Source organism: Aerococcus viridans, assembly GCF_002083135.2.
Taxonomy (GTDB): Bacteria; Bacillota; Bacilli; order Lactobacillales; family Aerococcaceae; genus Aerococcus; species Aerococcus viridans_C.
Map to the genome: position 1 here is coordinate 824,795 of NZ_NBTM02000001.1, position 17,096 is coordinate 841,890.

Here is a 17,096-nt window from a genome sequence, read left to right on the forward strand (position 1 = left end):
TATTTTAATTATAGATAAAAAATAGTAATAGTAATAGGTCCTGTTAATCTTGTTGATAACTTTTAGAAAGCTTGTCAAAACACACTTTTCCACATGTGTATAACCTGTGGAAAAAACAGAGAGGTTATGAACAATTATCCACAACCTCCTTTTCTTACCTATATTTTAGCATAAGTCATTTTAAACTTAGACTCAGATGATGTAGATAAGTCATTATTTTTCTAATAAACGACGGATACTGTCAACATCACGTTCTAACTCACTTTTTTCAACGATATCTTTTTTAATCTTGTCATAAGCGTGAAGGACTGTCGTATGGTCTTTACCGCCGAATTCTTGCCCAATTTTCGGTAGGGAAGCATCTGTTAATTCTCTACTTAAATACATGGCAATTTGGCGTGGAACCACGATTTGGCGCACCCGTTTCTTCCCTTTAAGATCAGAAACCTGCAAATTAAAGTATTGGGCCACTGTCTCAAGGATATTTGGAATGGTCGGTGAATTACTTTTCACATTGCTCTTATAATTTCTGAGCGCTTTAGCTGCAGTATTTGGCGTTAAGTCTTCTTGGTTCATGACCGCAAAGGCCTGTACGCTGGTTAAAGCGCCTTCTAATTCACGAATGTTGGAGTCAATTTGTCCAGCAATATATGAAAGGGTATCGTCTGGAATTTGTAGGCCATTGACGTTGGCCTTGTTGCGCAAAATAGCAATCCGTGTCTCTAAATCTGGCGGTGTAATATCCGTTGATAAGCCTTGCTTAAAGCGGGAAACTAACCGGTCTTCTAACTCAGGGATCTGACTGGCGTCACGGTCACTGGTTAATACGATGTGTTTATTATTATTATAGAGCACGTTAAATGTATGGAAGAATTCTTCCTGGGTAGACTGTTTGTTCCCAATAAATTGAATATCATCCACTAATAACATATCGACTGTTCGATACTCTTGGTGGAAGGCGTCTGTAGTGTTCTTACGAATGGCATTAATAAAGTCATTTGTGAATGTTTCACTAGAGACGTATTTTATTTTGGCATTAGGGTTTGTCCGTAATACTTCATGGCCAATTGCTTGCATCAAGTGGGTTTTACCTAACCCTACACCACCGAAGAAGAATAGGGGATTGTAGTCGCGGCCGGGGCCTTCTGCAACAGCTAAAGCTGCAGCGTGAGCCATTTTATTGCCTTCACCGACGACGAAGTTATCAAAGGTATATTTTGGATTTAATAGATCTGATCCGTTGTCTTCAATATTGTCATTATGGTTGTTTACTCGAATTTGATTGGCTGATTGTGACCGATCATCTTTTAAACTCACGACCAGATTCACGTCATGGTTTAAGTATTCAAATAAAACTTGTCGAATCTGTATCGAATAATGTTTCTCAATATGGTCCTTGTGCAGCACTGAAATAGCTTTTAAATACAAGGTATCGTTCTCAAAGGCAACAGGATCTAGGTCTTTAATCCAAGTATCAAAACTTGTTTTAGGCAACTCTTCTTTGAAGTATTGGGTGACGTAATCCCATAATCGGTTTAATTCACTCATATATTTCCTAGCTCCTTAGTGTACAAAATTTCTACATCAAACATATTTCAATGTGTTAGTAAGACGAATCTTTAAATTCGTTAAGCCCATTCATAATATCACGAAAAAAAACAGTTTTCCACAGAAAAATCAGGATGTGAATAAAAATAATCCCAACTTTTGATAAATGTTTTCCACAAGGTGTGAATAAACCTGTTAGCTTTTTACAAAAATAAAAGTCTTGTGTATAATTACCCCTGTTTAAAGGGCAAATTATAAGGGTTTTCGATGGGTTATCAACAGCTGTGGGAAAGTTTTGCAAAACTGTGGATTTGTTGAAAAGTCTTTTAAAAACTTTGGGGATGAATTTAAACTTGCTATAACTAACCACAGGCTTGTGCAAATTTCGTACACACTTTGTGAATAAGAGTTTACCATTTTTTTGCTTCACAAAGTTTGTGAAATTTGAAAAACAGGGCTTGTGAAAAAAGTAGGCGTTAATCTAGGAAGGATTTTTTTTTGCTAGATATATCTGTTATAATATAGACGAGTCTTACTGGTCGAAAAGCTTGAAAAAAACCAATATTTGTACAAAAAGTATTGTGATATGGGTTATAATGTGATAAAATCTTGATTACGAGTGCGAAATTTCGCACCTGAAATTGAATTTCGACTTTTTATTGTATATAATATTACAGTCGTTTTATATTAATGAAAAAACGAAAGACTTAATCGCAACAGGAGGTGCAAGTAATGAAAAGAACATACCAACCTAAAAAACGTCATCGTCAAAAAGTTCACGGTTTCCGTAAACGTATGAGCACTAAAAACGGTCGTCACGTTTTAGCAGCTCGTCGTAGAAAAGGAAGAAAAGTTATTTCTGCATAAGATCACATTAATATGTGGTCTTTTTTTATTAAGGAGGCGAACTTACGTGCGGAAATCTTATAGAGTCAAATCTGAGAAAGATTTTGGCAAGGTATTTCATCACGGTCATAGTACTGCGAATCGCCAATTTGTGATTTATCGATTGGAGAAGGACCAACCCCATTTCCGGATTGGTATCTCTGTCGGTAAGAAAATTGGAAACGCTGTTACCCGTAATGCAGTGAAGCGAAAAATTCGTCAAAGCATTAACGAACTCAAGGCAGGCATTGATCCGTCCAATGATTTTATCGTGATTGCTCGTAAGCCAGCTGCAGAGATGACAACAGCTGAAGTGAAAAAAAGTTTGATTCATGTGCTATCTTTGGCGAAAATTTATCATCCGATAAAAGAGCATACAAAAGCAAAGCCATTACCACATGAATAGTAGAATTCGTGGAGGATTTGTAAAAATTGAATATTCGAAGTAAAAAAATGTGGAAGATTTTAGCAATCACCATGATGGCTGTTATCTTTCTAGCGGCTTGTGGGACAAGTCCAATCGATGAAAATTCGACTGGTTTATGGGACCGTTACATCGTCTATAACTTTTCACGTATTATTGTGTGGTTATCAGATATTTTTGGTAACTATGGTGTAGGGATTATCGCCTTTACCTTGATCATTCGTATCATCTTGATTCCATTAACTAAGTACCAAACACAAAGTACTGAAAAAATGCAAATGATGCAGCCTGAGCTAAAGGCCTTGCAAGAAAAATATGCATCTAAGGATCCAGAGACTCAGCAAAAATTACAAGAAGAAACGGCCAAGTTAAATGAAAAATATGACTATAGCATGTGGTCTGGTTGTTTACCAATGTTAATTCAATTGCCAATCTTGATGGCCTTATATCAATCTATTTCCAGAACAGAAATTCTAAGCCAAGGTCACTTCTTATGGTTAGAATTAGGAGTTCCTGACCAACTATTTGTAATCCCAATTATTGCAGCTATTCTAACATGGTATAACACACGTTTGACAACGATTGGTACACCAAATAGCAATCCATCAATGGCGATGATGCAATGGACAATGCCAGTAATGATTTTATTCATGGGTGTAACCTTACCATCAGCAATTTCACTTTACTGGGTGGCGTCCACTGGATTTACAATTCTTCAAACATTAGTGATGAATAATCCTTTTAAGAAGCGTGATGCACGCGAAGATCAAATTCGTAAAGAGAAAGAGCTAGAACGTCGTTTAGAAAAAGCAAAACGTAATCCTAATGGTAAGAAGAAATAACAGGAGGTTCTTGTATTGAAAACTGAAAGATTTGAAGCGACTTCAGTCGATGCTGCTATTGCCAAAGGCTTGCAACAACTTCGGTTGGCGCGAGAAGATGTTGAAGTTCAAGTAATTCAAGAAGCCAAAAAAGGATTTCTCGGTTTAGGGGCAAAGGATGCGATTGTAGCCATCCATTACACTGAACGAGAAGTGTCCGAAATTGATGCCACAACAGATAATTTATTTTCCTTCTCTGATTTAGGTCAAGAAAACACATCAGCAGTGGTGCCATCTGAGGATTTAGAGGATCAACCGTCTGAAAATACAGATAAAGAAATCAATTCAGTAACAGATGAAATCGAAGAAGAAGTTGTTGAATCAACAAGTTCTCAGGAAGCGCCAGAGACTCAAGGCGCTGAGTCTGAATCAGAGCAAGAAGTTGAAGAAGAACTTGCCTCTGATGAAGTGACTACTGAAAAGTCTGAACCATCAATTAATGAAGAAACTTTTACTAAAGAAGCAACTATTGCTGAAGTAGAAGTTGAATCAGAGGAAGCGGCAGCTGATGAGGCTGAAACGCCTGTTCAAGCGGACCAAGACTTAGAATTGGTAGATGAAGACTTCAAAGATGTGGAACATGTTGCTGAATACCTGATAGACGTGTTGGCATCCTACCTAGTAGACGCCAATATTGAGGTTGAAGACCGTGGTCGTACTGTTATTTACAATATCCAAACTGAGAAAAAAGGGTTGGTTATTGGTAAACACGGTAAGATCATTAATTCATTAGAAACACTTGCCCAGGTGATGACCCACCAATATGTGCGCCCACATGTCAAAGTGATTGTAAATGTTGGCAATTATCGGGAAAGACGTCAAGAAACCTTAGCGAGATTAGCACGTAAAACAGCGGACCAAATAGCCAATTCAAAACAACCTGTTTTCTTGGACCCACTACCTGCTGCGGAACGTAAAATTATCCACGCGCAATTGGCTAGATATTCATATATTGCGACCCATTCTGAAGGGAAAGAACCGCATAGATATCTAGTTGTATCTTACAAAGACTAAAAATAATAAAAATATTAACAGCAAACGACCCCCATTATCACTGGATATTGAGGGTCGTTTTTTCTGGTTATTATCGTAGTATTCACTCATTTTCTTATACAAATTGCCCCAGATTCACATCATATAGACCATTATCTGTTAGCCGTAATTCTGGAATGACCGTTAAGGCAATGAAAGATAGGGTCATAAACGGATCGATAGATTCAGGTACACCAAGTGCTCTAGCATGCGCCACCATCTTATTTAATTGCGCTTGTACCGTTTTGCCTGACTGGATACTGATAATACCAGCCAACTCTAGTGGTAGGGCTGCAACAATTTCCCCTTTAGAAGCAATCACGTAGCCCCCTTGAATACGGTCCAATTCTTTCAAAGCTAGTAGGATATCAGTGTCGTTATCGCCCACAGCCGTATTATTATGCGCATCATGGGACACACTAGTCGCAATCGCGCCATTTTCAATATTATAGCCCTTAATCGCGCTCACACCGATACCACCCGAATGACCGTGACGTTCAATCACACAAGCCTTATTGAAGTCTCTATTGGCTTCAAATTTGCCATCTATACTAGGTAATATCTCTTCAGACCCTCTTGTCAAAATGGATTGTGCCACCAAGTTAATAACCTTTACAGGCGTGTCATCAACCTTTAATTCAAGATTTTCTTGGTTGATTTTCGGCAGTTTAACTGAATTTAAGAGATTGGCGTCTGATACGGGCGCAATATTTTGGCTATTTAACTGGTCAAAGTCAATGATTTCCCCGTTTTTGATGACAAGTTCAACTGATACTTGGTCAAGGTCATCGATGATGAGTAAATCAGCTAAGTAACCAGCCCCAACTGCTCCTAAATCATGTAAGTTATAGGCGCGAGCGGCATTATATGAAGCCATTTTGTAAGCTGTGGCAGCAGGGACGCCCAGTGCGATCGCCTTACGGACGCAAAAGTCGATATGGCCTTCTTTTTCAATATCTTCAAGATGTTTATCATCCGTACAGAACATACACTGGTCTAGGGCGATATCATGTTCAACAAAGCCTTTAAGGATTGCCTCAAGGTTTCTAGCGGCACTGCCTTCACGGATCAACAATTTAAAGCCAGCCCGTAATTTTTCAATCGCTTCCTCGTAATTCTCCGCCTCGTGTTCAGTATCAATACCGGCAGCCCGGTATGCTTGTAAGGGTTTCCCCGTTAAACCAGGGGCATGACCATCTATAATTTGGTTTTTAAAAAGTGTCAATTTATCCAGTATTTTCCCGTCAGCCTTAACCACATCATCAAACCGCATCATTTCAGCTAGACCAAAGACTTGCTTGTTTTCAAGGTAGGGCGCCATGTCAGCTGCTAAAATTTCGCCAGCCCCATTGGTGTCGATATCTGTTGCAGGCACACACGAAGGCATCATGATATGGGTAGTCATGGGCGTTTCTTCAATACTGGTCAGCATAAAATCCAAGCCTTTTTGCCCAAGCACGTTGACCAATTCGTGTGGATCAGCAAAAACGGTTGTTGTTCCTTTAGCTAGGGCGTATTTTGAAAATTCTAAGGGCGTCACCATGGCAGATTCGATATGCATGTGGGCGTCGATAAAGCTTGGTGCAATGTATTTGCCTGTACAATCAATGGTTTGCTTGCCTTCATAGTCGCCTAAAGCCGCAATCCGGTTGCCTATAATGGCCACATCAGTCTGGATGATTTCTTCTGTAAATACATTAATCACATAACCGTTTTTTAAGACGATATCAGCTAATGCCTTGCCGTTTGCGACGTGAATTAGATTTTCCATGCTTGTCCCCTTTTTTGCTAACTAGTTGCCAAATATTGAAGTTAAACTTGTTGGAATTAGCTAATCTTTTTCACTACTTCAACTCGATTAATCGGATTTGAAAATTTGAATAGTATTATAACCATAATCAGACCTAAAAGTATAGGAGAAATTGTTAAAAACACGAATTATAGGATAAATATAATAAATTATCGTTCGGATAGAGTTAGTTTAAGTTAATAGATAAGGTCTTATATTTCGGGAAAAAGGGGTAAAATCCCGATTAAAGCTAGGTTAACCTTCCAAATCAAATGAAAACAAAAGTGTATTGCAAAAAACGCAGACTTGAAGTTTGCGTTTTAACATTTCTATTTATTAAGCCACTTTGGCTTATTTTCGTTCAATCGGGTGGCCACCAAATCCGGAACGCAAGGCGGAGACGACTTTGTTTGAAAAACTGTCTGGTAATTGACTGTCATTTCGAACAAATAGGGATTGGGCGATAATTGGAACGGGTACATCCAGTGATAATGCTTCTACAACCGTGTATTTAGCTTCACCGCTGGAATCTATTTTGCCTACGATATTGTCTAACTGACTGTCGTCATTGAAACTTTCCTCTAAAAGTTCCATCAACCATGAACGAACGACAGACCCGTTGTTCCACAATTTAGAAACAGCTGCAAAATTAAAGTCATAATTTGAGGCTTCTAGGACGCTAAATCCTTCACCAATGGCCTGCATCATGCCATATTCAATCCCGTTGTGGACCATTTTCAAATAGTGACCTGACCCACTAGGACCAGTATATAAATAACCATCTGTACAAGCGATATCACTAAAGAAGGGTTCAACAACTTTAAAGGCTGTCGGATCGCCACCAATCATCAAATTGACCCCATTTCTAGCCCCATCAATTCCGCCAGAAGTCCCGCAATCTAACAAGTAAATCCCCTTATCTAATAGAATTTGTCCCATCAACAAGCTGTCTTTGTATTTTGAATTGCCAGAATCAATGACAATATCACCTGCCTGCAATGTTGATCCTAAGTCCTGAAGAATCTGGTTGGTAATGTGACCAGCAGGTGTTGATAGTAAGATGATTTTTTCTTGGTCCAGTGCTTCTAGTAAGGCTTCCTGACTAGCGACTGTTGGAATCCCTTGCTTTGTTGCTGATTCTCTAGCCTGGGCTGAGGCATCGTAACCAATGATGTCCCAACCATGGTCAAGGCCATTTAAGGCTAAGTTAGCACCCATTTTTCCAAGTCCAATAATGCCAATTTTCATGTATTCCCACTCCTTTTTCTAAAGTCACCTAAATCTTAGCACGGAAAAACCATCCCTTCATTTCAAGTTTGGCACACTTGATGACGACAAATATAGCGCTTTCAAAATGTTGAAGAAAGGGAGTTTAAGGTATATGATGGGCATAATTTAAAAGTTTTGAGGAGGAATCGCAATGTCAGAAATGAGTACAAGTACAGTGTCAGATGCAGGATCAAATACGAAAATTTCTATGAAAACTCGGATTCAAAAATTTGGTTCTTATCTGAGTAGTATGATTATGCCAAATATCGGGGCCTTTATTTCTTGGGGAATTATTACAGCTTTATTTCTAGCCACTGGTTGGCTGCCGAATGAAGAATTGGCGCAAATGATTGACCCGATGAAAAATTATTTACTACCTTTATTGATTGCTTATAGTGGTGGTAGTTTAGTCCACGGCCAACGCGGGGCAGTTGTTGGGGCGATTGGGACCATGGGGGTTGTGGTTGGTTCTGAAATCCCTATGTTTCTAGGTGCCATGCTGATGGGGCCATTTGCTGGTTGGTTGTTGAAGCAATTTGACGATAAATTTGCAGATAAGATTCCGCAAGGTTTTGAAATGTTAGTTAATAACTTCTCATCTGGTATCCTAGGCTTTATTTTAGCGGTACTTGGCTATTACTTTGTTGGACCAACGATTGGGGCCATCACAGATATTGCCTCTATTGGGATTCAAGCCATTATTTCAGATGGTTTCTTACCACTTGCCAATGTCATCACAGAACCTGCAAAGGTTATCTTTTTGAATAATGCCGTCAATCACGGTATATTTACGCCATTAGGTGCCCAACAAGCACAAGAAGCCGGCAAGTCTATTCTATATTTAGTGTCTATTAACCCAGGTGTTGGTGGTGGTATGTTGTTAGCTTATATGCTATTTGGTAGTGGGTCAGCTAAATCTTCAGCGCCAGGTGCTTTTATTATCCAATTCTTTGGTGGTATTCACGAGATGTACTTCCCTTATGTGTTAATGAAACCCTTGATGGTATTAGCGGTGATTGGTGGTGGGGTAACAGGTACTGCCATTTTCCAATTATTTGATGTGGGACTTGTAGGACCAGCGTCACCGGGATCAATTATTTCAGTGGTTGCCATGACACCACCGGGCGATTTATTTGGTATCCTATTAGGTGTATTTGGCGCCTTTTTAGTATCCTTCGTCATTGGGGTCGCTATCCTCAAATTTGACCGTTCAGAAGGTAAGGATTTTGAAGCCTCTAAAGATGCCGTTCAAGCAGAGAAACGTGCTGCTAAAGGGCAAACGACAAGCCATAAATCAGTAGCTGAAAATGTAGCCGACGTTCCAAAAGCTGAAAACGTCAATAAAATCATCTTCGCTTGTGATGCAGGAATGGGCTCAAGTGCCATGGGCGCCTCTTTATTACGGAAAAAGGCCAAACAAATCAACTTGAATATCCCTATTTCAAATTCTGCCATCAACAATCTACAGGATGAACCAGGTACATTAGTCATTTCGCAAAATGAATTAACCCCTCGAGCACGCCGACAAAATCCATCTGGTATGCACGTCTCAGTAGACAATTTCTTAGACGGTGACCGCTATGATGAGATTTTAGGGGCCATGATTGCGCAACCAATTGAGGTAAAAGAAGCAGACAAAACGGCAGCAAGCCAAACAACAAATATAGCGCTTCAAAATATCGACAATATCTATATACCATTTGAAGATAAGGTAGGTAAAACCACCATGGCAGCGTCTATTTTACGAAACAAATTGAAGAAGGCCGATATCCATAATGTGACGGTCAAGGCTGTGGCAGTTGAAGATCTAGACCAAACAAAAAAAACCGATGCTACCTTAGTTATCGGAAACCAAGCGATCGTCCAAGCCTTACAGGACTTATATCCAGATTTAAATGGCTTGGTCATTGAAGATTTACTAGAAGCCACTGCTTACGACCAATTGATTGAATCATAAGGACTTAGAAATATTGGAAAATGGCATTATTGAATAAGTAAGAAATAAGTAAGAAACACAGGAAACGAATAGAAAACAAGCAGGAAATAAACAAAAGAAGGGAGCGGGTGTTAAATGTATCTATCACAGCGGGAAGCCATTATATTAGACCAGTTGTTATATAGTCATACGGAAATTCCCCTCTCTTCTTTTCAAAGTTTACTGCAAGTGAGTCGACGGACAGTTTACCGAGAAATTACGAATTTAGAAGCATCACTGAAAACCTTAAATGTTGAGATTGTCAACGAACGGAACAAGGGTTATAAACTTGTTGGCCATGCGGAAACTTTAAATATGTTGAGGGAGGAAAATACTGCTCGAAACCAGTATGTTTTCTCTAAAGACGAACGCCAAGATGGCATTATTACGACTTTATTGGTCAATGAAGGGCCAGTGACGGCAGAAGTTTTAAGCCAACAATTCGCTGTCAGTTTAAATACCATCTACCAAGATATAGATGCTATTGAAGAAAGGTTGGGGGCTAATCAGGTCAACCGATTGCCAGCGCAAGGTTTTACCTTGGATGTGGATGAAATCAACAACCGAAACATTGTGGCGACAACTATTTACAACAACCTATCTCCAGCTGATAGCGCGACTTATTTATCCGATTTATCTGAAATTGGTGCGTCTATCGATAAGCCCTTCTTCCTCACTTTTATTTCAGATACCAGTTTGAAAGCAGTGGTAGAAAGTTTTCGTCAGAGTGACCTAGACGCAGGTAAAAAGATGAATGACAACCAAATTCGGCCCGTTTTGATTCAATTGGCATATGCCCTTGACCGGATGCAAGCAGGCTTTTCCATAAGCGATATTGTCAGTATCGAGACCAATGTCCCGAGTGATATCATCCATTTGGCATATCAAATTACGGGGCACCTTGCAGATCAATTGAAGATCAACATTCCAATCAATGAACGAAATTTACTGGTTAACCAACTGGAAGGTATCAATTTTAAGAATAAAGAATCAATTTTCAATGTGAACTTTGACACCCAATTATCCTATAAGGTACAGAGGTTTATCCGACTTGTTTCTGAAAAAACGAGTAACGATTTTAGACAGGACAAACGTTTGTACAAGGGGTTAATTTCCCACATTCGGGCCACCTTGAAGCGGATTGAAAATGACCCCATCACGAGTTTCAAAGATACCAGTCTAGAACCAGTTGTCGACCAATATAAAGACTTGTATGTCAAAGTAGAAGAAAGTTTTAAAGCGGTTTTTTCAACCGATATTTCACACGAGGAAGCGGCTTATATACTGATGCACTTTGCAGCATCTTACGAAGCAGGGCCTTCTTTAAACTATCAACCACGGTTATTGGTTATTGTCTCTAACTATGGTGGGGCTGGTAAAATTATCAAAGAGCGGCTAGAAAAGCAGTTCCAAGCTATTTTTCAAGTGGATATTACACAATTATCTGAAATTGATCAATTAGATGTGGGGTCCTACAGCATGATTTTATCGACAGGACCGCTTAAAAACTTCCCGGTTGAATACCAGTTGATATCACCGGTACTAGCTGACAAGGATATTGACTTGTTGAAGGACTTTATCGAAACCTACAAATTAGGCCATAAGAACCCTTTGACTAACCACTTTGGGGATGATAATTACAAATTGACCTTTGAAGAGATGCGGGATTCCATCTTGATTGCGGATGATTTGTTAAAGCAGTTTGAGGTCAAAGACATTAACAGCAAAGAGCATGTGGAGGCGACCGTTGAGGCAGTGATACAATCGCTGAAACCACTTGCTGTGTCGGATGATGCCTTGGTGTCACAGGCGATTATTAAACGCTACAAGACAACGCCAATTGGTATTCCGATGACCAACATGTCCCTCTTCCATAGTGTGCACGAAGATGTGAAGACACCGGTGTTTAAGGTTTATAATCTGTCGAGTCCCTTTTATGTTGAAGGAATGGATCGGCAGATGATCTTACTGAAACGAATTCTGTTATTGTTGGCACCAGCGCCACTAGATGCCAACGTTAAAACAGTTTTAGGTTGGATTAGTCAATCTATTATCGAAAATAATATCAATACCGATCTATATAATACGGGGAATGAAGAAACTTTAAGAAATTTACTGAGTAGACTATTTGTTGAAGCAATACAGGAGTCAGGGAAGGGCGATGATTAAATGGAAATCAATCAAAATATGGTGAAATTAAAGCAAGATTTTCAAACAAAGGAAGCTGCGATAAGGGCAGCAGGGCAATTGTTAGTCGATAACGGCCATGTAGATCCCTCTTATGTGGAAGCCATGCTCGACCGCGAGAATGAGGTAACAACTTACATGGGTAATTTCATTGCCATTCCTCACGGTACGGATCAGGCCAAAACAAGTATCCATTCAACAGGCATTTCGGTTCTACAAATCCCGTTTGGGGTAGATTTTTCTGACGACCCCAATGAAGAAAAGATGGCCATGGTTGTCTTTGGGATTGCCGGGGTTAACAATGAACACCTGGATTTACTGTCTAAAATCGCTATTTTCTGTTCAACCCTTGATAACGTGGTGAAATTGGTAAATGCTGAAAATGAGGCAGAAATTATGACTTTGTTGGATAGCGTTGAAGTAGCCTAATATAGAAAATTAAATGAATACATAGGAGTTAGCTTTTCTTTAGGGGTAAAGTTAGCTCTTTTTTGTATTTAGAGTTTGGTTGAAATTATCTTTTTTCAAGGAGTTAAAATACAAAATCACCCAAAATTGTATTTGTAATGTACTTTATATTGAAATAAAAAACGCAAAACCCCATTATGGTAAAGGTTATAAAATAACCCAAAGTATATCGCGTGAATATCACTTATAAATATAGTAAACTAGAAATAGTCTTAAGGAATTCTTTATTTTTGAAGTTTTCCAAATAAATTTTTAGATAAATAAAAGGAGATGGAAAAAATGGATTTAGCAGGTTTATGGGCTAGCTTAGCTGCTGGCATACCAGCCATCATTGGTGGTATATTATTAATTCTTATTGCGTGGATCGTGGCAGTATTAGTTAGAAAGGCAGTTTCAAAAGGTTTACGAGCGGTGGGATTACCAGGTCGCTTCGTGAAATGGAATATTGCAGAGACTGAGGATCAAGCGGAAACAACGATTGATACCATCGCGCAAATTCTATACTACATTGTTTGGGTGCTATTCTTACCAGGCATCTTCGATACATTTGGTTTAACTTCTATCGCGACACCAATTCGTGATATGACAGCAAATGCTTTAGGGTTCTTACCATCAATCATTGGTGCAATTATCATTATGATTGTAGCGGTAGTGGTAGCGCGTTTAGTGAAACAATTAGTTTACTCACTAGTAAAAACAGTTAACATCGACAAGTATGTGGCTAAATTTACCGGTAACAAAACAGCAGACGGACAAACAGCAGATACAATTGCTAACGTACTTTCTTATGTAGCTTACATTGTTGTTTTCATTCCTATTGCAGTTGTAGCCCTTGAAACATTAGGGATTTCTTCAATTACAACACCAATCATCGGTGTGTTAAACAGTGTTGCTTCTGCAATTCCAAATATCTTAGTAGCAGTAATCTTATTAGGTGTTGGATTTGCGATTGCTAAAGTCATTGGTGAGTTAGTACAAAACTTACTTGCGGGTACTGGTTTAAACAACTTATTCAACCGTGAAACTGGTGCAGCAACTAAAAACATCAATGTTTCAGAAATCATTGGTCAAGTAGTTGCAGTAGTTATCGGTTTATTCTTTACCGTTGAAGCCTTAAACGTATTAAACTTAGCGATCTTAAACACTGTTGGTGCAGCAATCATTGCTTACCTACCGAACGTATTAATTGCCTTAATTATCTTAGGTCTTGGTATCTTTGGTGGCCGTTTCGTTGGCGACTTAGTGAATAAAGCAACTCAAAGCAAATGGGTTGGTGCAATCATTAAAGGCGTATTCGTAGTCTTCTCAGTATTTATGGCATTAGATCAATTGAACTTTGCTAACAATATTGTGAACATGGCCTTCCTATTCATCATTGGTGGTTTATCAGTTGCCTTTGCCTTATCATTTGGTTTAGGTGGACGCGACTTCGCGAAAAAACAACTAGAAAAATTAGACAAAAAAATTGAAGAAGAATCTGGTCAAAACTACAAAAACGACCAATTCTAATCATCAATGAAAGATAAGATCTTACCCCTGGCTGTGTGCTGGGGGTTTTTCTTTGTGCTATACAATTGCATGAAATCTTTAAGACTGGCTTAAGCTTTACTGTAACGCTTTAACTGTATTATGAAAACAGATACAATAAAAGTGATAAAAGTATTTATGATTGATTCTGGGAGGTGTCAAAAATGAAACAGAAAGCAACATGGTTTTTACTATTGAGTACGTCATTACTGTTAGGTTCATGTTCTTGGTTTAATGATGCAGAAGAGATTTATGATGAAAGTGAGACATCCTCGTCTGAACAAGTGTCCTCAAGTGCTAGTGATAGTGCGAGTGATGAAACATCAGAAGATTCGCAATCCAGTCAGTCGAGTTCAACAGCAGAAAGTGACACAGATGATGAAGCAAGTGGAAGTTCATCCTCAGAAGGGACGTCCGCTTTAACAGTGGCTGATTATTTCCCAATGATTGAAGGGTATCAGGCAGTTTTTGAGGGTGACGGGAATGAGTTTGCGGGCTTTACCCGGACCTATGATTTTATTAATGATGAGTTTTTAACTATGCGGACGGCAACTGCAGGAACGACAACCCTAGAGGTAGTGGCGATTACAGCAGATAAGGCTGAAGTGATGGTGACCAAGCCAGAAACTTATAGTCATGAAGAATTGACCTACGATATGATTACCCAAATAGATGAGCCAACGAGGGTCTTGATTGAGGGGCCAATTGAAGTGGGTCATACTTTTGATAGTGACGGACGCCAGCGTGAAATTACTGGCATTGATGTGCCTGTTGAAACGAAGACTGGCACTTACGAGACTTTAGAGGTGAGTGAATACGGTGAAAATAGTATTCGTAGAGAGTATTATGCCCCAGATGTGGGACTGGTTTACGCAGAAGATGAAAGTACCGACCCTGAAGCAGATTATTTCGTCACTCAAATCTTGAGTCAGCTATCAATTGAAGGTTGGAGTGAAGAGGTCACTTTCTACTATCCAAATGGCGAAGGTGAGTTAGAACAAGCGAATGAAACGGTGGCGATGACGACAAATGATGATATGGCGCTGAAATTCACGCAGATTTTCCAGGGTGGCAACAGCGCTGACCAACAAATGATGACGAAAAGTGTTGATATCAATAGCATCAATGTTGACGGTCAAGACCCAAGGGCGGGCAAGATTGTCTATGTTGACTTTAGCGAAAACATCAGTGAATTGGCGGATGATCCACAAGGGAAGGCTAAGTTGGATGCGATGATGGCAACGATGGTCCAGTATTATAATGCCGACTACATTCAACCTGCTATTGAAGGCGATTATATGGTCATTGATGGTGTTATTGAATTAACCCCAGCTTATCCATTATACGAAATCCCTGAAAATATTCAGCCTTAAATGACAGGTAAATCGACAGATAAAGATGACAAAATAAACGCTCAGCTTGAATCTAGCTGGGCGTTTAGTAATGGGTGCCCAACAAAAGCTGCTTGCCCTTTTCCAAACAGTAGTAAACTAGGATGAAAAAGTCGCAATTTCTGAATTGAAATTGTTTACTTTTAAATGGAGATTGCGTATAATACCGAATGTATAAAAAAGTAGTTTGACAGTCAAAGTGTCTTTCTAGTCCGACCAGGCCATGGGAGGGGTAGATTGGGCGCTTTTTTATTTGCACAAATATAAACAATAGTAGATAAATTTAGTTAGAAAGGAACATATTCATGATTACCCGTGGTTTTGATACAATTGCAGCAATTTCATCGGCGCCAGGCGAGGGTGCAATTGGGATTGTCCGTCTTTCAGGTGATGACGCACTAGCGATTGCAGATAAGGTTTATAAATTAGGTCAGAAAAAATTGAGTACGCAAGATAGTCATACCATTCATTATGGCTATATTGTGGATCCAAAAGATGGTCAAGAGATTGATGAAGTGATGGTGTCTGTTATGCGTGAACCAAAAACATTTACGCGTGAAGATATTGTTGAGATTAATACCCATGGTGGGATTGTGGCGACAAATCGCGTGCTGGAACTTGTTTTGCGGGAAGGGGCTACCCTAGCAGAACCAGGTGAATTCACCAAACGAGCCTTTATCAACGGACGAATTGACTTAACCCAAGCAGAAGCTGTGATGGATTTAATCCGTGCCAAGACGGACCGGTCAATGGATTTAGCTGTGAAGCAGTTGGACGGAAAATTATCCAATTTAATCGAAAATTTACGTCAAGACATCTTAAATACATTGGCGCAAGTTGAAGTAAACATTGACTACCCGGAATACGACGATGTGGAAGAAATGACCCTTAAATTATTGGGCGAGAAAACAACTATTATCAAGGACCGAATCGATGGCTTATTATCAACCGCTAAACAAGGAAAAATCTTGCGTGACGGGATTTCAACTGCCATTGTGGGTCGTCCAAATGTGGGGAAATCTTCCTTGCTGAATGCCTTATTAAGAGAAGAAAAGGCCATTGTAACGGATATTGAAGGTACAACGCGTGACACGGTTGAAGAATATATCAATATCCGCGGGGTACCCTTGAAATTGGTGGATACAGCGGGTATTCGTGACACAGAAGATGTGGTGGAACGTATTGGTGTGGAACGGTCGAAGAAGGCCTTAATGGAAGCAGAATTGGTGTTATTATTACTCAACCAATCTGAAGCCTTAACCGCTGGTGATCGTGAGCTTTTAGCCTTAACCCAAGACCATAAACGAATTATTATCATGAATAAAATTGATTTACCAAACCAGCTTTTAAAAGAATCCCTGTTAGAGTGGGTTGAAGAGGACGAAATCATTGCCACGTCTATGATGACACAAGAAGGTATTGACGCTTTAGAGGAGAAAATTGCAGACTACTTCTTCTCAGGTCAATCAGGGGAAAAAGACGCGACTTATGTTTCTAACGCCCGTCATATAGACCTTTTACAAAAAGCGAGTCAATCATTAGACGAAGTGAAAAACGGGATTGATATGGGCATGCCAGTTGACTTGATTCAAATCGACTTTACCCGTGCTTGGGAAATTTTAGGTGAAATTATTGGTGAAAATGCGCCGGATGAACTATTAACACAACTATTCAGTCAATTCTGTTTAGGTAAATAAAAGAAGCGTAGAAAGGATGAGAT

13 protein-coding genes are annotated in these 17,096 nt (G+C 39.4%); 10 read left to right on the top strand and 3 right to left on the bottom strand.

Annotation, left to right across the window (positions count from 1 at the left end; all coding sequences use genetic code 11):
• Window positions 1-213: 213 nt before the first annotated feature.
• Window positions 214-1,548 (bottom strand): chromosomal replication initiator protein DnaA, encoded by a 1,335-nt coding sequence (gene dnaA / locus A6J77_RS04070; RefSeq protein WP_083068425.1) that lies wholly within the window; start codon window positions 1,546-1,548, stop codon window positions 214-216.
• 732 nt (window positions 1,549-2,280) lie between these two features.
• Here dnaA and rpmH point away from each other — a divergent pair.
• The 4 genes from rpmH to jag are packed head-to-tail and all read left to right on the top strand — an operon-like array spanning window position 2,281 to window position 4,752.
• Window positions 2,281-2,415, top strand: a complete 135-nt coding sequence (gene rpmH, locus A6J77_RS04075; RefSeq protein WP_003142921.1) for a 50S ribosomal protein L34 — start codon at window positions 2,281-2,283, stop codon at window positions 2,413-2,415.
• 46 nt (window positions 2,416-2,461) lie between these two features.
• Window positions 2,462-2,839, top strand: a complete 378-nt coding sequence (gene rnpA, locus A6J77_RS04080) for a ribonuclease P protein component (protein ID WP_083068427.1) — start codon at window positions 2,462-2,464, stop codon at window positions 2,837-2,839.
• 32 nt (window positions 2,840-2,871) lie between these two features.
• Window positions 2,872-3,699 (top strand): membrane protein insertase YidC, encoded by an 828-nt coding sequence (yidC, locus tag A6J77_RS04085; protein WP_026465534.1) that lies wholly within the window; start codon window positions 2,872-2,874, stop codon window positions 3,697-3,699.
• A 15-nt stretch (window positions 3,700-3,714) separates the two neighbouring features.
• Window positions 3,715-4,752: an RNA-binding cell elongation regulator Jag/EloR gene (jag, locus tag A6J77_RS04090; protein ID WP_083068429.1), complete on the top strand. Its 1,038-nt coding sequence runs from the start codon at window positions 3,715-3,717 to the stop codon at window positions 4,750-4,752.
• 94 nt (window positions 4,753-4,846) lie between these two features.
• Here jag and ade read toward each other — a convergent pair whose 3' ends face one another.
• Window positions 4,847-6,541 carry an adenine deaminase gene (gene ade / locus A6J77_RS04095; RefSeq protein WP_083068431.1) on the bottom strand — a complete coding sequence of 565 codons (1,695 nt, stop codon included), beginning with the start codon at window positions 6,539-6,541 and terminating at the stop codon, window positions 4,847-4,849.
• Between the two features lie 369 nt (window positions 6,542-6,910).
• A complete protein-coding gene (gnd, locus tag A6J77_RS04100) occupies window positions 6,911-7,807 on the bottom strand; it encodes a phosphogluconate dehydrogenase (NAD(+)-dependent, decarboxylating) (protein WP_083068432.1) in 897 nt (298 codons plus the stop codon).
• A 172-nt stretch (window positions 7,808-7,979) separates the two neighbouring features.
• Here gnd and A6J77_RS04105 point away from each other — a divergent pair, with 172 nt between their 5' ends.
• The 6 genes from A6J77_RS04105 (at window position 7,980) to mnmE (ending at window position 17,073) form a co-directional block, all read left to right on the top strand.
• The gene (locus tag A6J77_RS04105) at window positions 7,980-9,785 is read left to right on the top strand and encodes a PTS mannitol transporter subunit IICBA (RefSeq protein WP_083068434.1); all 1,806 of its coding nucleotides are present in this window, start codon (window positions 7,980-7,982) and stop codon (window positions 9,783-9,785) included.
• A 114-nt stretch (window positions 9,786-9,899) separates the two neighbouring features.
• Window positions 9,900-11,972, top strand: coding sequence for a BglG family transcription antiterminator (locus A6J77_RS04110; protein ID WP_083068436.1), 2,073 nt, complete (start codon window positions 9,900-9,902; stop codon window positions 11,970-11,972).
• Window positions 11,973-12,419, top strand: a complete 447-nt coding sequence (locus A6J77_RS04115) for a PTS sugar transporter subunit IIA (RefSeq protein WP_083068438.1) — start codon at window positions 11,973-11,975, stop codon at window positions 12,417-12,419.
• Between the two features lie 318 nt (window positions 12,420-12,737).
• Window positions 12,738-13,967 carry a mechanosensitive ion channel gene (locus tag A6J77_RS04120; protein WP_227645115.1) on the top strand — a complete coding sequence of 410 codons (1,230 nt, stop codon included), beginning with the start codon at window positions 12,738-12,740 and terminating at the stop codon, window positions 13,965-13,967.
• Window positions 13,968-14,149: 182 nt separating this feature from the next.
• On the top strand, window positions 14,150-15,358 hold the full coding sequence (locus A6J77_RS04125) for a GerMN domain-containing protein (protein WP_083068443.1): 1,209 nt from the start codon (window positions 14,150-14,152) through the stop codon (window positions 15,356-15,358).
• A gap of 323 nt (window positions 15,359-15,681) precedes the next feature.
• The gene (gene mnmE, locus A6J77_RS04130; RefSeq protein WP_083068445.1) at window positions 15,682-17,073 is read left to right on the top strand and encodes a tRNA uridine-5-carboxymethylaminomethyl(34) synthesis GTPase MnmE; all 1,392 of its coding nucleotides are present in this window, start codon (window positions 15,682-15,684) and stop codon (window positions 17,071-17,073) included.
• Window positions 17,074-17,096 lie beyond the last annotated feature (23 nt).

Coding starts and splice junctions, on each gene's coding strand:
- dnaA (WP_083068425.1), bottom strand. CDS start 1,548: ATGAGTGAATTAAACCGATTATGGGATTACGTCACCCAATACTTCAAA.
- rpmH (WP_003142921.1), top strand. CDS start 2,281: ATGAAAAGAACATACCAACCTAAAAAACGTCATCGTCAAAAAGTTCAC.
- ade (WP_083068431.1), bottom strand. CDS start 6,541: ATGGAAAATCTAATTCACGTCGCAAACGGCAAGGCATTAGCTGATATC.
- gnd (WP_083068432.1), bottom strand. CDS start 7,807: ATGAAAATTGGCATTATTGGACTTGGAAAAATGGGTGCTAACTTAGCC.
- A6J77_RS04105 (WP_083068434.1), top strand. CDS start 7,980: ATGTCAGAAATGAGTACAAGTACAGTGTCAGATGCAGGATCAAATACG.
- A6J77_RS04110 (WP_083068436.1), top strand. CDS start 9,900: ATGTATCTATCACAGCGGGAAGCCATTATATTAGACCAGTTGTTATAT.
- A6J77_RS04115 (WP_083068438.1), top strand. CDS start 11,973: ATGGAAATCAATCAAAATATGGTGAAATTAAAGCAAGATTTTCAAACA.
- A6J77_RS04120 (WP_227645115.1), top strand. CDS start 12,738: ATGGATTTAGCAGGTTTATGGGCTAGCTTAGCTGCTGGCATACCAGCC.
- A6J77_RS04125 (WP_083068443.1), top strand. CDS start 14,150: ATGAAACAGAAAGCAACATGGTTTTTACTATTGAGTACGTCATTACTG.
- mnmE (WP_083068445.1), top strand. CDS start 15,682: ATGATTACCCGTGGTTTTGATACAATTGCAGCAATTTCATCGGCGCCA.